Source organism: Paenibacillus sp. BR2-3, from assembly GCF_046529485.1.
GTDB lineage: Bacteria > Bacillota > Bacilli > Paenibacillales > Paenibacillaceae > Paenibacillus_AQ.
Genome location: NZ_CP126311.1, coordinates 2,028,825 through 2,044,940, shown reverse-complemented (window position 1 = coordinate 2,044,940; position 16,116 = coordinate 2,028,825). Strand labels below are relative to the sequence as shown.

Genomic DNA, 16,116 nt, shown 5'->3' with positions numbered 1-16,116 from the left:
GAATCGGCTAACGAGCCTTGATCATCTTGCAGGAGCCGCGTTTCAGCAATACCGCATCGTAGACAATATGCTGGTTGCCTGACCGTTCGGAAATTAGGTCAAAGAGGACGCCCACGCTGGATAATGCCATCTCCGTACCCGGTTGGCTGATCGTATCGAGAGAGGGATGATAATATTCGGCCATCTCAATGCCGTCAAAGCCGATGATCGAGATGTCATCGGGAATAGACAGGCCGGCGCTAAGCACGGCCTTGGCCGAGCCCATGGCAATCGTGTCGGACGCCGCAAAAATAGCGGTAACGCCCTTGTTCTTGTTGAGCAGTCTGCGCGTGGCATTAAATCCCGAGCTCGGGCTGTATTCACAATCCTCCACCAGATGGGAATCGTAGGGCAGATTATGCTCTTCCAACGCTTTTTTGTAGCCGAGGAACCGGCGGTTGCCCGTGGTTTCATCCAATAACGGCGACTTGGCCAGGAAGCCAATATTTGTATGCCCAAGTGAGATCAAATAATTGGTGGCCTTATAAGCCTCCTTCAATTCATTGATAATGACACTGGAGAATATAGCAGGGTCAACCTCCTGGGTTGTCGTGATCGTCGTCAGCACAAAAGGAATATTCAACTGTTTGAACTTCTCTTCGGAATGATTATAGGTTCCGCCCATGAAGATAATTCCGCAAAGATTCTTTTCCTTGACCAGTTGGACAGCTGCTTTGATTTCATCCGTCCCGTCCTCCACCTGATGGATGAGAAAGGGGTAGCCCCGCAAATTAACCTGCCGTTCAATTTCCCTGATCATGTTGGAGAAGAACGGATTGGTAATACCTTTGACCATGAGTGCAATATTTTTGGATTGCGTAGTTTTCAAATTGCGCGCGTTGGAATTGGGAATATAATTATATTCCTTAACCACATTCATAACTTTCTCCCGTGTGGCCCTGCTCACCAGTCCCTTGTTGTTGATCACCCTGGAAACCGTCGAGATGCCGACACCGGAAATCCGCGCGATATCCTTAATGTTTACGTCCACTGTACCCCCCCATTTATAAGGAAGGGAACTATATATAAATATAGCTCCCTTACGACTTTTAGCGTTTCTTTAGTTGACAGGAACAAATTCAGTAAGTTGTTTCTCTACTTCGGCAATGACTTTGTCAACTCCTGCTTTCTTCAGCTGATCACGGTATTCTGCGACCGCTTCTTTTGGAGATTTGCTTGTTTTACCAAGCATCAACTGAACGCCAAGCTGTGAATTTACGTTGGAGATGGAGGCGATTTCCGTAGTCACATCTGACGGATCAAAGCTGAAACCATTGTAAGGGTCATCAATAGCCACTTTATCCCATTCAGCGAACAAGGAGTTGCGGACAGGGTTTTCGGTATCACTCGGAACTACAAATTTGTCATTTCTTAAAGACCAGGCAGCAAAGCCGCCGCCATCCGTTTTTTCATTGTACCCTTCGGGAGTCTTCTTGACACCATCTTCAATGACATATTGCTTGCCTTCAATCCCGTATTGAATGAGGTTGTAGTAACTTTCATCGGTCATGAATTTCTCTATAACCATCAGAGCGCGTTCCGGATTTGCAGAGTTTGTGCTGATGACGGTCGAGTTGTCAACGCCCATCTTGCGCTTGATTTTCTTGTTGGCCTCAGCAAAGGTAAAGAAGTAAGGATCAGATTCCGGCTGTGCTTTTATGTCCGCTCCATATGAGCCGATCCAGTCCTGGGCATGAGTCATATAACCTGCAGAGTTTGCTGCTCTAAAGTTATCCTTGCCGCCAAGGTTTGAGGAAAGAATATCTTTCTCCCAGTACCCTTTATCCGCCCATTCACGCATCTTCACTGCCCAATCTTCAAATTCCTGGGTGAAGGCCGGATGGAAGACGGTTTTATAGTCCACCGGACTTTTGGTCACAAGGTTAAGTTCATTTAATGATATGCCAGGTGCGTTAAGCCACATCCCGGTGGTATCCACCAGCATTCTGAACATATTCGCAGCATCTTCAGCCTTGCCGTTAAGCGGCGGGAACGATTCATTTGCGACAACATTGTCCATGTATTTAACCATATCGTCTATGGAGTTGATTTTTTCCATTCCGTACTTCTTCAGGAGGTCGGAACGATAGGTATAACCGGTAGGTGTATATTCACTGTATAAACTGGGAACTCCATAAATTTTGCCTTTGTACTTTGTGTTTTGCCAGGCATTTTCCGGAATTTCCGCCTTCAGCTTGGGAGCGACTTTGTCGAGCATGTCAGTAATATCTACTAAAGCACCTTCGCTGGCCAGTGTAAAATAGGAAACAGGCGCTCCGGGAGAGGCGTGCGACATATCAAACTGTTCGCCTGAAGCGAATAACAATGGATATTTGGTGGCAATATCGGGCCAGTCAATATACCTCACTTCAATGGTAGCGTTGAGGTCCGCTTTAAGCTTTTTGTTAATTTCGGCTAGAATAGCCTTGTTCTGTACACCTTCACTGCCCCACAGGTAATACACCAGCTCGGCTTCCTTAGAAGTATCCACTCCGCCCGTGTTCGCAGTAGCTGCCGGAGCCCCGGAAGCATTTGGAGAATTGATGGAATCATTTCCATTGGATGAACAGGCTGTCAATAACCCGGTAAGCATGAGAACAGCCATTAATGAAGACAATATCTTTTTACCTTTCATTGGGTAAGCCTCCCTTTTCTATTTGTAAAATTTTCATTTATAATAAATGTCCCCGGATGGGAGACATCCATTAACCCTTTACAGCCCCGATGGTGAGACCCGTTACGAAATATCGCTGTACAAATGGATACAGAAGAATAATCGGGCCGGTAGCCAGCACAGCTGTAGCCATCTTGATGGATTGAGTCGGAAGATCGGCGGTGTTGATAACAGCCCCGGAGTTGATTAAAGCCTGCAGGTTGGTCTGACTGACCATTCGCTGCAAAAAGTACTGCAACGGAAATTTGTCAGGGCTGTTAATATACAGCATCCCGTTATACCACTCATTCCAGAAGCCGAGTGCCGAGAAAAGACCAATGGTAGCCAGGGATGGAACCGCCAGGGGAATAAAAATCTTCCAGTAGATGCGGAAGTCGCCGGCACCGTCAATCGTGGCGGATTCATACAAGGAATCCGGAATGGCCTTCATGAAATTACGCATCAGGAAGATGGACCACGCTCCAACCACAGCCGGCAGAATCATGGCGAACAGGCTGTCCTTAAGATGAAGGTGCTTGACCATCAGAATATAAGTCGGAATCAAGCCGCCGCTAAAGAGCGTCGTGAAGTAAATCAGGAAGGAAAAGAAGTTGCGGTACTTGAAGTCTTTGCGATTGAGTACGAAGCCGGCCATCGACATCATAAACAGCCCCAGTACCGTACCGACCACGGTGATAAAAATAGTTACCTTGTAAGCACTCAGCAACTGGGTGGAGCTGCTAAGCATCATCTCATAAGCCTTGAAGGAAAATTCATTGGGCAGCAGCTTGTAGCCCTCGCGGACAATTTCCTGCTCGTTCATAAAAGAGGAAGAGATCATCAAAGCAAAAGGGAATAAACAGATCAGCGCAAAGATAGTGATGCAAATATAGCTGAACGTTTTAATGATGATGCTGCCCGAATCCTGTCTGACTTTTGCTTTTTTCATTTTCATCACCCCTGTGTAGTTTCCGAATTGTTAGAACAATGCGCTGTCCGGTTCGACCTTGCGCACAATAAAGTTAACCACAAGCACCAGAATCAGGCCGAATAAGGATTGGTAGAAGCCCACTGCCGCACCCATGGAGAAGTTAAATTGCCCCACCAGGGAACGGAAGACATAAGTATCGATGATATCCGTCTGTGGATAAAGCACGGAGTTCGTACCGATCAAATTATAGAACAAATCAAAAGAGCCCTTAAGAATCCCCCCCATGCCGAACAGCAGGAGCAGAATAAACGTTGGCTTCAGGATAGGCAAGGTCATGTAGCGTATCCGCTGCCAGGTGGTCGCCCCATCCATATAAGCAGCTTCATACAGGTCATGATTAATCCCCGTTATCGTCGCTAGATAGACAATCATCCCGTATCCGGTTCCGGCCCAGATTTTGAAGGCCACAATAATATACTTCCAGATGCCCGGGTCGGAATAAAACTCGTAGCGGTCCAGGCCGGCCCCGCTAAGCATCGTGTTGATAAAACCGGAGTTGAAATTGAATAAGTTGTAGGCAAACACACCGACGATAACCATGGAAATAAAGTTGGGAAGGAGAATAACCGATTGGGAAACTTTTTTGAACCATTTGCCCGATATTTCCGAAAGCATAATGGCAAACACAATCTGAATGATATTCCCCAAGGCCAGAAAGGCGATGTTGTACAGCAGCGTATTTTTCGTAATGTTCCAGAGATCGCCTGTTTGAACCAAAAACTCGAAATTCTTCAGGCCGATAAAGTTGCTGCCGAAAATACCCTTGCTGAGATTGTAATCAACAAATGCGACGTATGCTCCTGGCATCACCGCATAGTGGAAAATAAGGAAATACAGAATTACAGGTGACAACATAAGAAAAAGAATTTTGTTCTTCATGACTTCCCGTCCAATATTTCCACCCATAAGCTTAAATCTTGCCAATTAGTCCACCTCCAATTTGCACTATGCATTACTACAAATGCATGCCTTTGATAAATCCCCTTTTTGCATATCATAGTTTCTAGTTATTGGCCTCAGGCGGCACCTTTACCGGGTAACGGTTTGTGATCTTATACAGCGCAGTGAAATAGCTTGAAAATATTATAGAAACGTTTCCATTTTCCTCTCAATATTCCCCTTGAAAGCAGCATATCCCCTTTTTGTATGCGCTGTCAAATAATTTTTTTTAGATATTAAAACAATATATTCACAATTATTGATCTATAATATAATAAATGGCAATTTTTATAGGCGCAATTGACAATATTTCGTCTTGAGACTAAAATCGAGGCATAGCATTTATGAAAACGTTTCTTTTTCCTTTTTTATGAACCATGTCACCCTTTATTCGGCCTCTGTTCATGAAATGAATTACCCGCTGCGTCAATCTATGCCATATCCATGCATTTGAAAGAGAGGGCTTTTATGATTTTTAAACAACAAACGAATATGATTACCTTTTCCCGGGATGAATTCAAATACTCTTTCTTACCCACAGGCGACATATTTGAATTCACCAATGGGCAGTTCCTTATTAATCAGTTCCAGGGAAATTCAATGGATGGTTCCGCTAACAATATTTATCTGCGTGTGTACACGGCGCAAGGAATGGATTGCTACCCCCTGCTGGGAATTAGTTCCAGCTCCAAGCTTTCTTATAATAACGAAAAGCTGATCTTCCAGGGCCGTGTACAGGCGATTGACTACCGTGTAACTTTTTCTCCTGCTTCCCATGGAATCTGGTTTTGGCATATTCAGCTCACAGGAAACGGGCAAACGGTTGATGTGATTTATGGACAGGACATCGGAGTCGCTGATAAGGGGGGCGTGCTGTCCAATGAGCTGTATATGAGCCAGTACCTGGACCACAGCATTTGGGAAGGCCCTCAAGGTTATGCCGTATGCTCACGCCAGAACCAGCCGCAGGGCAACGCATTTCCCTACCTGCAGCAGGGAGTCCTCCATACCAAAGCGGTCGGATATTCAACGGACGGCATGCAGTTTTTTGGCTTATCCTATAAAGCCCGGAATATCCCACAGGCATTGGAAAGCGGCCTGCCCAACCAGAACTATCAATATGAGCTGTCCTATACCGGTCTGCAAACAGAACAAATTCAGCTTGCGGGACAAGTGGATTTAGCCTTCTATGGCTTGTTCCGCGAAACTCATCCTGATGCAGTAACCTCACTTGAGTTTCAATCCGAGCTGGAGGAAGCCTATGCCGCTGTAGATTGGAACGACACGGGTGCCTTGCTGGAAGGAGAGGGTGTCACACTCAAGGCTGAATTTGGCAAGCCCTATGTTTCTCCGCAGTGGTCGCAAGCCGAGATTGACGCCGCTTACCCTGACCGCAAGCTGGAAGAATACCAGGAGGGAACGCTGCTGTCCTTCTTCACTTCCGACCACGTCCATGTCGTTCTGCAGCCGAAGGAATTGCTGGTTGAACGCCCGCACGGGCATATCATCACGACCTGCATGGACAACAAGGTAGTCGACAACAACCTGATTACATCCACCAATTACATGTACGGTATTTTTAACGGTCAGACGGTCGTGGGCAATACCTCCTTTCACAAGCTTCTCTCCACACCGCGCGGTCTGTTGAATATTCTCAAGAACACAGGACAGCGCCTATATATCCACCAGGATGGTGTCTATCGGATTCTCACCCTGCCGGCTGCTTATGAGATGGGTGTTAACTTTGCTAAATGGCATTACAAACTGAATGACGATACATTGACGGTCACCACCTTTGCCGCCGCCAACCAGTCGGATATCGTTCTCCAGGTACAATCACAGCTTGGCAGGTCCTACGATTGCCTGGTTACCAACCAGCTGGTTATGGGAGAGAATGAATTTCAGCATCCGGTGAGAGTCAGTGCCGCAAACGGGATTCTGCGGGTTCTGCCGGATGCGGACACTTGGCAGAACAAACCCTATCCCGGCCTGCACTATGACATTCAATTACCTGGAACAGCATTTACCTACAGCGACGACCGGATTTTCTTTGAGGATGGCAAGCCGCGCATCGGGACTCTGCTTACGATCTCGGTAGAGCGGTCCTCATGCTTCCAGCTTGTGCTGCAAGGAAGGTTGGAGAACCAGGAGAGTGTGCTGCTGGCCCCCTACTCCTTTGAAGCCGAAGCAGCCGAGTACAGACAATTCTATGAAGCCTTCAGCTCTCGGTTCCAGTTGTCCATTGAAGGAGCCGGGCAGGCGCAGATTGATAAATTGAATGAAACCGTATGGTGGTATACACATAACGCAATGACTCATTTTATTGTGCCGCACGGACTCGAGCAGCCCGGCGGGGCAGCATGGGGCACACGGGACGTATGCCAGGGGCCGATGGAGTATTTCTTGATGACCCAGCATTACGAATTGGCAAGGAACGTGCTGCTGGAGATTTACGCCCATCAGCTGTGGGAAAGCCGAGAGTGGCCGCAGTGGTTTATGTTCGACCGGCACCCGGTCCAGTCTCATGAATGGCATGGGGATGTCGTGCTCTGGCCGCTTAAATGCATCAGCGACTATATCATGGCTACCGGAGACAGCTCTATTTTCCATGAACAGGTTGTCTATCATCATTTGGCTGATGCCATGCCAAGCCATGAGTCCGAATCTCTTCTGGAGCATGTCAAGGCAGCCGTGGAAACGATCCGGGAGCGTTTCCTGCATGGAACCGCCCTCATCTCCTACGCTGGCGGCGACTGGGATGATACCCTGCAGCCTGCCGATGAAGCGATGAAGACCAAGCTGGTCAGTGCCTGGACCGTTGCCCTGGCTTTCCAGGTCATCCGAAACCTTTCGCAGGTCACGGCATTTGATCCTGAATTCTCCGCTATGCTTGCTGAAATGTCTGACCGGATGAAGGCTTCTTTCCAGGCTCTGCTGATTAAAGATGATGTGATTACAGGCTTTGCTTACTTTAAAGATGCCGAAACCATTGAATATATGCTTCACCCGCAGGACAATAACACAGGCATCCACTATCGCCTGCTGCCGATGACACGCAGCATCATTGCTGAATTGGTGGACCCTGCACAAGCAGAAACCAATCTGCGCCTGATCGACGAGCACCTCAAATTTCCGGATGGTGTACGCCTGATGGATCGTCCGGCCCGATATGAAGGCGGCGTAAGTACAATCTTCAGGCGTGCCGAACAGGCTGCCAATGTAGGCCGTGAAATCAGCCTGCAATATGTGCATGCCCATATCCGCTATCTTGAGGCAGCAGCCAAGCTGGGAGATGCGGACCGCGCCTGGGAAGGGCTGTTCCAAATCAATCCGATCAATATCCGCGAGAGCGTCCCTAATGCTAAATTGCGTCAAAGCAATACGTATTTCAGCAGTTCGGACGGAGATTTCCCGGATCGCTACAGCTATCAGAAGAACTTCGAACAGCTGCGCGACGGCAGCGTCGAAGTAAAAGGCGGCTGGCGGCTGTATTCCAGCGGCCCCGGCATTTACCTGAATCAGCTCATCTCGGGCATCCTGGGGATTCGCTTCACCGCCGATACGCTTGTGATTGATCCGGTTCTGCCTGCCAGCCTGGACGGACTGCGCTTCACTTACCAATGCTTTGGCCGCACCATAAGCTTTGTTTATCACATCGGCTCGGGCCGATCCCGCACACCGGAGCTGCGTGCAGAGGGAAGCGCTGTTGCCGGTCAAATCCTCCCCAATCCGTATCGCCCGGGTGCCGTAAGCATTGCCAAAAGCACTGTGCTGGCGCTGCCAGGTGGGGAACTGCATGTCTATTTATCACAATAACTTCAGTGCGTTAACGAAAAGGGAGTTTACCATGACTAAACCGTTTATACGAGATCTTTTGAATGAAATGACACTGGACGAAAAACTCGCCCAATTAACCCAGCTTGGCCCTTTCTATTGGGGTTTGAACGATACCGTGGATTTAACGGGTCCGTTCAAGGAGCTCAATATTAAGCCGCGTGTAATTGAGAATATCGGAAGCGTTCTGAACGGCATTGGAGCCAGGAATGTGATTGAACTTCAAACCCGGCATTTGCAAACCAACCGCCAGAAGATCCCCCTGCTCTTTATGGCGGATGTCATTCACGGCTTCCGGACAATCCTGCCGATTCCCCTGGCTATGGGCTGCACCTTTGACATGGAGGCCTGTGAAAGATTTGCCGAGATCGCTGCCAGGGAAAGTGCGGCTGCCGGTGTTCACGTCACCTTCTCGCCAATGACCGATCTCGTACGCGATCCGCGTTGGGGGCGCGTAATGGAAACACCCGGAGAGGACCCCTATCTGAATGCCCGGGTTACCGAATGCATGGTTCGCGGCTATCAAGGCAAAGATCTCAGGGAAAAAGGGCGCATCGCAGCCTGTGTTAAGCATTTTGCCGGCTATGGTGCACCCGAGGGCGGCCGTGAATACAATACGGTGGATGTGTCCTCCGGTTTATTGCGTGAATTTTATCTGCCTGCCTACAAGGCCGCGGTAGATGCCGGTGTAGCCATGGTCATGACCGCGTTCAATACGGTAGACCGGATACCGGCAACCGGCAATGAGCAGCTTCTCCGCGGCATTCTGCGGGAGGAATGGGGCTTTGGCGGCGTTACCATCGCCGACTTCAATTCCGTAAATGAGCTGATTCCCCATGGCGCTGCGCGCGATGGCAGTGAGGCAGCTGAGAAAAGCCTGGCTGCCGGTGTTGATATCGAGATGATGTCTACCCACTATCTCAATAATGGCTCCGACCTGGTGGAGCAAGGGAAGCTTGATGCGGCTCTGATCGACGAAGCCGTTATCCGGGTTCTGGAACTCAAGGACGCGCTGGGCCTGTTTGAAAATCCGTTCAAGGATGCTGATCCTCTAGTGGATGAGGCATCTGAACCCTGCGAGGAACATCTGCGGGCAGCGCGGGAGCTTGGTGCCGGCTCGGTTGTGCTGCTGAAAAATGACAATGATGCTTTGCCGCTTAAGCGGGGCATGAAGATTGGCCTTGCCGGTCCCTTCGCTACCTCCGTTCGCGTGCTTGGCGGCTGGGCCGGGGTGGAAAAAGATTCGGCGGTATCGCTCTATAAGGGTATTTTCCAAAAAAACTCTGCCGGGGATATTCTCACGGCAATGACCGGCGAGCTTGGAAGCATGCTGGAGGGTATTTTTGATGTGGAGGATCAGGTCGAGGAAGCCTTCAATCGCCTGAAGGATTGCGATGTAATTCTCGCTGCGGTTGGCGAGAACCAGCAGGATACCGGAGAAGGCGGCAGCAAGACCAACCTGCACCTGTCTGCCAATCAGGAGAAACTGATCTGGCGCCTGAAGGATACCGGCAAGAAGGTCATCACCGTAGTCTTCAGCGGCCGGCCGCTGGAGCTGAAGCCTATCCTTGCTGCCAGTGATGCCTTGCTTCAAGCCTGGTTTTTGGGCACGGAGTCGGGGAACTCGCTCGCAGATGTGCTGTTCGGGGATTACAATCCATCCGGGCGTTTATCCATGAGCTTTCCCTACACGGTGGGGCAGATTCCGGTTTATTACAATGCTTTTCAAACGGGACGCCCCTATGATCCCCAGTATCCGCAAGTACGTTATGTAACCCGGTATTTGGACTGTCCCAATGAACCGCTGTTCTGCTTTGGCTATGGTCTGAGCTATTCCCGTTTTGCTTACAGCGGCTTTGCTGTTGAAGCGGAGGCTGATCGAATTCATGCTTCAATTACGGTAGAGAATGCTTCCGAGCGCGCCGGCAAGGAAACCGTTCAGCTGTATATCCGCGATGTCAGCGCAAGTGTCGTGCGCCCGGTTAAAGAGTTGAAGGGCTTCCGGCAGCTTTCATTAGCAGCGCATGAGAAACAGGTGGTTTCCTTCGAAATTACCAGAGATATGCTGATGTTCTACGGCAATGATGATCAGCCTATATTCGAGCCCGGAGAATTCGATATTATGATCGGCAGAAACTCCGGAGATCTGTTTACCCAGCGGATATGGATCGGCTGACCTGTGCATAGCTCCACAGCTGAAAGCGCCAACCCTCATCACCTTTATGGTGAATGACGGGTTGGCGCTTTATTTTTTGGTTCAAAGCTGCTAATGCCTTAGAAGTAATATAAATCTCTTGTGAGTTGGCGTTAAAATCAGGAATTGTGAGCGCTAATGCTTCTTTGGGTCTGATGCCTGTATCCAAGGTGAGAAGTATTAAAGCAAAATCTCGCAACCCTACAAAGGTTTGTTTATTGGGAATTGCCAACAATTTAAATAATACATCTTGTTCTATGTTGACAACTCGTCCCTCATCTTTAATTTTTTCAGTGTTTTAATGGGGTTAGAATCAAGCATCTCTTGCTCCACGCATTCATACAGGTTGTTTTTGAGGATACCTAATGTATCAAAAGAATTGCTGTACCTCTTGAAGAAAAGCCGCACATGTTGATCATAGTCTTTTCGTGTTTGTTCACTAACACCATGTGCCTTCTTCCAAAACAAAAACTGCGTCAACGCCTCTGTCCAAACCACCGATTTACTGTTCTTGATTTGTTTAATTCTAGCCATAATAAAAACTCCTCTCCAAAACTTGTGGTTAGACAAGCACTGAAAAGGAGTATTATCGTTGTTTGGGGTTCTGTGTGTTGCATAATAAAAAGCAGATAGTCGTGTGTTCTTCGTCTTGGTTGCAGCCCTTGCGGCCTGACAAAGCACGAACTTTAAACCTTTATTGCCCTTGCGGGTTCGTGTACTTTTTTTTTGACCGGCACTTTCGTTATTGCCTGGACTTAGTCCTCCCCAAGAGGCGAGGTTTGAATGATATAATCCGCCGTACGAATGGCAAGGGCAACCGTCGTTAATGTCGGATTGGCGGCCGGAAGGGTAGGTAATATGCTGTTATCGGCTATAAATAAACCGGAGACGCTAAAAATTTCGCCATACCGATTTGTTGCCGCATTGTAGGATTCGTCGCCCATTCGACACGTTCCCGTTGCATGGTATTCAATGCCGGGCGGCATGAGACAGATAGGATTCTCGCCGTTTGTTGAAATCAATGGAACACCTGTCACATTGGAAACAAGTCGCATGTCTTGCGACATTTGACGGATAATAGCTTTATCCCTTTCATTATGTGAGAATTGAATTTGTATCTCCGGAACGCCATATGCATCCCGTTTATAAGGGTTCAAAAATACTTGATTGTCGAATCGGGATTCTACCACGCCGAAACCCTGGAAAACTATTGGCCATTCCTTCCGTAATGGTTCCTCTTCATAATGATACCAAAAATAGGGTCCCGGCCCGAACATTTGAAATTGATAAGGATACTCCTCCGTCTGAGGGATAATAATGCCAAGCGTTCCTAAAACCTCAGGAAATTCATTTCTGGTTAATTTGCCGGTGGCTGTTATGAAGGAATGATTGGTGAGATAGTGGCCGATAGCTCTGCCTTTGATCCCCGAGTACAATAAAATCCGCGGCGTTTCGAAGGTGCTTGCAGCCAAAACAACGATCTTGGATTTAAGAAAATACGATTTCTTGTCCGGTGACATCACTTCTACGCCCATTACTTTTCCATTTTCAGCTGCCACCCTTATGGCACGCGCTCTAACCGCCAAATCGAAAGGCCTCAGATTTAAGGCATAAGCAAAGAAATTCATTGAACTAAAAAATACGTTGGAATGGACATTTCCATATTGCGTCGGCTGAAGATCAACGGCCATTGGATACGCTGCCGCTTGAGTAAACCTGCTTCTCTGAAGGCGGTCCAGAAGGATTTGGGATATCGAAGACCCCGCCGTGTAGCCTTGAGTCACATTCATGACCCGTTCGGCAATATTATAGTACAGGTTCATCTCTTTGGATGTAATCGGCCATCCTTGTATCTCGGAAGAAAGCATGCGGGGGGTGACAGCTGTCCAAAACAACGTTCTTCCTCCCAGCGCATAAAGCTGTGTCGCGCCCGGGAATTCAGGAAGATTTTTCCCAATGGGAATTTCTATGTTCTGGAACAAGCTTTGGAACCGATTTTGGTTCAAAGTCGGAATATTAAAGGCATGTGTAGGCAATATGGGATCTCCGGCTTCGACAATGCCGATCCGCTTTCCGTTTGCTTTCCACTGCTCGCATAGCCTCCAGAGAGCAGCACCCCCTCCTGCTCCAGAGCCCACAATCAATACGTCATATTCGGTTTCCGCCATCTGTTCAAGGGGGGTAAGCGGAATCCAAGTATTCAAATAATCCAGCGGTGCTGCAGGCGGACAGGAAGGAGGAATATAATTAGTGGACGGTATGCCAATAGCAGGAAGTTTTACTTGTTTTCCAGCGATACTCCGGTTTGGATCTGCAATGTGCAGGTTAAGTGATAGCAGTTCCGCTATATCGATCTGATTCCGATTTGCTATTTTGTGCAGCGTATCCCCTTCGTTGGCTATGTATATCCTCACTATACGACATCCTTTCAAAATACCATATTTATACATATTTTACACGCTTGAAGAACAGTTCTCCTTCCTGAGGTTTATCGCAATCGATCGATGATATGATCAGCCGTACGAATGGCCAAGGCAACGGTCGTGCCTAAAAATTCGGGATATCGACCCCGTTTCGATACTTTCAGATTATAGAAATATTGGTCAAATCGGTCGTAGTCCAAGGTGGCAATGTTGCGCGCGTGCGTCGGGAGCAAAAGATTTCCCCTTTCTACCACGCCAACCCGCTTACCGTTTCCCCTCCACTGCTCGCATAACCTCCAGAGAACGGCCCCACCTTCCGCACCGCTGCCGACGATAAGGACGTCATAATCCGTTTGCGCCATTTTCTCCAATGAGGTTAACGAAATCCAGTAGTCCATAAATGCCGGCGGAATGATCGGGGAACAAGACTGAAGTGCAGCGGGCGGTATAGCTGTATGATCTTGATCGGGAATATGTACTAGAATGCCGGCAATGTCTCGATCCAGGTTCAGCAACGTGCTGGTTGAGGGGAATGAAAGTTTCCAGCGGAAACCGGTACTTGTTCGCAATCGTTCTGAGCGTTTCTCCATTGTCGGCGACATAAATCTCCAATGATGTTCACCTCCCTTCAACCAATCTATTTCCAACGATCGATGATATGATCCGGTGTCGAGGTCAAGATTCGCTAGTCCGCGATGTATAACCACATGACTGCTCTCCTCGACACAAACGCTCCCTAAAGTATATGAAAATCGGCCGTCATTAAGACCCGTCGACGCATCCAAATGTCGTCCCCTGCATAGGTCGGTCAAAGAACAGCGGGTTGTCGAAGATATTAGAAGTCGGTGCTAAATTTTTTTACCCTTAAATGTAATGTATCTAGATTCATTACATTTATAAAATATAAAATCAGGCTTATAATAGCCTCTCGGCATTAGATTGGGGTTGAAGGGGCGACAACTAGAAATCCCAGGGATCAGAAAGAGCAATGATTAGAAGTTGCAATTGTCTTCTATAAGCCAACTGTCCCTACACTCGGAGGGCGAGTGTAGGGACAGTTTTTGGATGGATGGAATCACGTTCTCTATCTTTATGGGAATTATGCCGGTTTTTCGCAATGTATCTCGGATAAACTACTAAATGAAGGTTCTACTTCCCAATTTGACCATGTACCGTTCTTCCGCTTCTAGTGTCCCCATAATTATTTATTAGGGATTTAAAGCTTTGCGAATTGCTGCCTCAACCTGATCCAGAGGATCATTCGAATTTAGGAGAGCTATAAGCAACGGCTACCATGTCATCGCGTAGAAAACTTGTGTCTGCCAATTCAAGCGCATTCCCAGGGTCCGAGTTAATATAACCTGCCAACTTTTCAAAAAATGGATCAGAAGATCCCGTTAAATTCCAGTTAAAGTGAATAGACATATCGTTTATATTCTTGCTTTTATCGATAGCACGCGTGAGCTTGATGGTTTTTAAGCCTTCGGAATAGTCTTTGACAACAGTTATTTTAGCTTGCCGGAAACATCGGCTATGTCTTCTCCTCCGCAGAAGCCGAGAAAGCCCTTATTTAGCTGAAAGCGGGCTAAAGAAGGCGTTGAATCCACAATTAGCGTCACCTCAGTCCGCTCCTGTTCTCTTTTAGTACATCAGCACGATAATAAGGGCTATGCAGTCCGCCCAACGGCTCGAATCCGCGTATACCCGCATGCAACATTTTGTCTAGCACTGATTCTGGTGCTGATCCAATTATTAAATAATAAAAACAGCTAGCCCTACCTCGATTTCTCGAGGTAGGGCTAGCTTAATTGAACTATAGGAACTATTTCAGTGCCCTCGTACAATACAGAGATCATCTTCTAAAAACTGCCTAGCTTTTTTAAAATATCCTTTACAAAGTGTACACTTTCAGACTTGGTCCCAAGAACCAAAAAGAAATCGCCCTTTGGGTTTTCGCAGTTTCTCTCAATATACTTGACTCCTTGCTTCCTCACGAAAGCCAGAGGAGCATATGGGTACTTACCCCCCGATCTGGCAGTACAGTCCGTTCTCCACTACGATACGGCGCAGGCTTTCCATTTCCTGGTCAGCCGGTGGTTCATTATTTTCCATGGAGTACCGGGATTCAAGATAATTGTATTTATTCGCACCCAAGCGGTGAAAGGGCAGCAGATGCAGCTCCTTGATGCCGGGAAGCCCGGCGGCGAAGGCGGCAATCTCTCCGATTTCCCTCACTGTGTTATTGAATCCGGGAATAACGGGAACACGTACGATGATGGCTGCTCCCAGTTGCGCCAACCGGAGGGCATTGCTTAGGACCAGTTCGTTGGATTGCTTGACATACTGCTCGTGCTTACGGTCATCCATATGCTTGATATCCAATAAAACCAGATCGAGCAGCGGCAGGACATTCTCCAGCACGTCAGGATTACAGAAAGCGGTCGTTTCGACCGCAGTATGCCAGCCCTGCGATTTGCAGGCGCGCATCAGTTCAATCACGTATGATGATTGGAATAACGGCTCCCCTCCGGAAAAGGTAATGCCGCCGCTCGAACGCCGGTAATAGCTCTCATCCTTTTTCAATTCTTGGATCACTTCACGGACGGTCATTCCCTTTCCCGACATGGCCAGGGCGCCGGTATGGCAGACCTCGGCGCATTGGCCACAGGAAATACAGCGTGAACGGTCAATTCGGAGCATGGGTGTATAAGAAATGGCCTGAACCGGACAAACAGCGGCGCAGCGTCGGCAATCACGGCATTTCTCTTCTTGGTACATCAATTGGCTTTGCATCGCCTGTGTTTCCGGGTTGCTGCACCAAACACAGCGGAGCGGACAGCCCTGAAGAAACACGATGCTGCGGATGCCGGGGCCGTCATGGAGCGAATACCGCTGAATGTCACAGACTATTCCTTTGGCTTCCATATCAAATTCAATCATTAGTGCCTCCTAAAAGGGGTGCTATGCCGATAACAAAGAGGAGGGCGGTGAATCCGCCCCTCTTCGTTCAACATTTGAGACCGTGCCGTTCCTAAACAGAGCG

General features: G+C 48.1%; 11 protein-coding genes and 1 pseudogene. 2 read left to right on the top strand and 10 right to left on the bottom strand.

All coding sequences use genetic code 11. From position 1 onward, the window contains the following. Positions 1 to 7: 7 nt before the first annotated feature. From PaeBR_RS09630 to PaeBR_RS09615, 4 genes are all read right to left on the bottom strand, one after another. A complete protein-coding gene (locus PaeBR_RS09630) occupies positions 8 to 1,030 on the bottom strand; it encodes a LacI family DNA-binding transcriptional regulator (protein ID WP_410514600.1) in 1,023 nt (340 codons plus the stop codon). Between the two features lie 69 nt (positions 1,031 to 1,099). After that, the gene (locus PaeBR_RS09625) at positions 1,100 to 2,674 is read right to left on the bottom strand and encodes a DUF3502 domain-containing protein (RefSeq protein ID WP_410514599.1); all 1,575 of its coding nucleotides are present in this window, start codon (positions 2,672 to 2,674) and stop codon (positions 1,100 to 1,102) included. 70 nt (positions 2,675 to 2,744) lie between these two features. After that, positions 2,745 to 3,641, bottom strand: coding sequence for a carbohydrate ABC transporter permease (locus PaeBR_RS09620; protein ID WP_410514598.1), 897 nt, complete (start codon positions 3,639 to 3,641; stop codon positions 2,745 to 2,747). A 30-nt stretch (positions 3,642 to 3,671) separates the two neighbouring features. Next, positions 3,672 to 4,607, bottom strand: coding sequence for an ABC transporter permease (locus PaeBR_RS09615; protein ID WP_410514597.1), 936 nt, complete (start codon positions 4,605 to 4,607; stop codon positions 3,672 to 3,674). A gap of 483 nt (positions 4,608 to 5,090) precedes the next feature. Between PaeBR_RS09615 and PaeBR_RS09610 the strand changes: the two genes are divergently transcribed. Together PaeBR_RS09610 and bglX are read left to right on the top strand one after the other, a co-directional pair. Then, a complete protein-coding gene (locus PaeBR_RS09610) occupies positions 5,091 to 8,438 on the top strand; it encodes a GH36-type glycosyl hydrolase domain-containing protein (protein ID WP_410514596.1) in 3,348 nt (1,115 codons plus the stop codon). Continuing rightward, positions 8,419 to 10,632 (top strand): beta-glucosidase BglX, encoded by a 2,214-nt coding sequence (bglX, locus tag PaeBR_RS09605; protein ID WP_410514595.1) that lies wholly within the window; start codon positions 8,419 to 8,421, stop codon positions 10,630 to 10,632. Before PaeBR_RS09610 ends, bglX begins: the two co-directional genes overlap by 20 nt. Here bglX and PaeBR_RS09600 read toward each other — a convergent pair. The 6 genes and pseudogenes from PaeBR_RS09600 to PaeBR_RS09575 form a co-directional block, all read right to left on the bottom strand. Continuing rightward, complete coding sequence (locus PaeBR_RS09600; RefSeq protein WP_410514594.1) at positions 10,607 to 10,882, bottom strand: hypothetical protein; 276 nt, start codon at positions 10,880 to 10,882, stop codon at positions 10,607 to 10,609. The genes bglX and PaeBR_RS09600 overlap by 26 nt on opposite strands. 23 nt (positions 10,883 to 10,905) lie before the next feature. Next, on the bottom strand, positions 10,906 to 11,184 hold the full coding sequence (locus tag PaeBR_RS09595) for a hypothetical protein (protein WP_410514593.1): 279 nt from the start codon (positions 11,182 to 11,184) through the stop codon (positions 10,906 to 10,908). 144 nt (positions 11,185 to 11,328) lie between these two features. Next, positions 11,329 to 11,478: pseudogene (locus tag PaeBR_RS09590) on the bottom strand (transposase); the annotation flags it as partial. Further along, on the bottom strand, positions 11,406 to 13,064 hold the full coding sequence (locus PaeBR_RS09585) for a GMC oxidoreductase (RefSeq protein ID WP_410514592.1): 1,659 nt from the start codon (positions 13,062 to 13,064) through the stop codon (positions 11,406 to 11,408). The pseudogene PaeBR_RS09590 and the gene PaeBR_RS09585, both read right to left, overlap by 73 nt. A gap of 74 nt (positions 13,065 to 13,138) precedes the next feature. After that, positions 13,139 to 13,675 (bottom strand): hypothetical protein, encoded by a 537-nt coding sequence (locus PaeBR_RS09580; RefSeq protein WP_410514591.1) that lies wholly within the window; start codon positions 13,673 to 13,675, stop codon positions 13,139 to 13,141. Between the two features lie 1,417 nt (positions 13,676 to 15,092). Next, positions 15,093 to 16,013: a glycyl-radical enzyme activating protein gene (locus PaeBR_RS09575; protein ID WP_410514590.1), complete on the bottom strand. Its 921-nt coding sequence runs from the start codon at positions 16,011 to 16,013 to the stop codon at positions 15,093 to 15,095. Positions 16,014 to 16,116 lie beyond the last annotated feature (103 nt).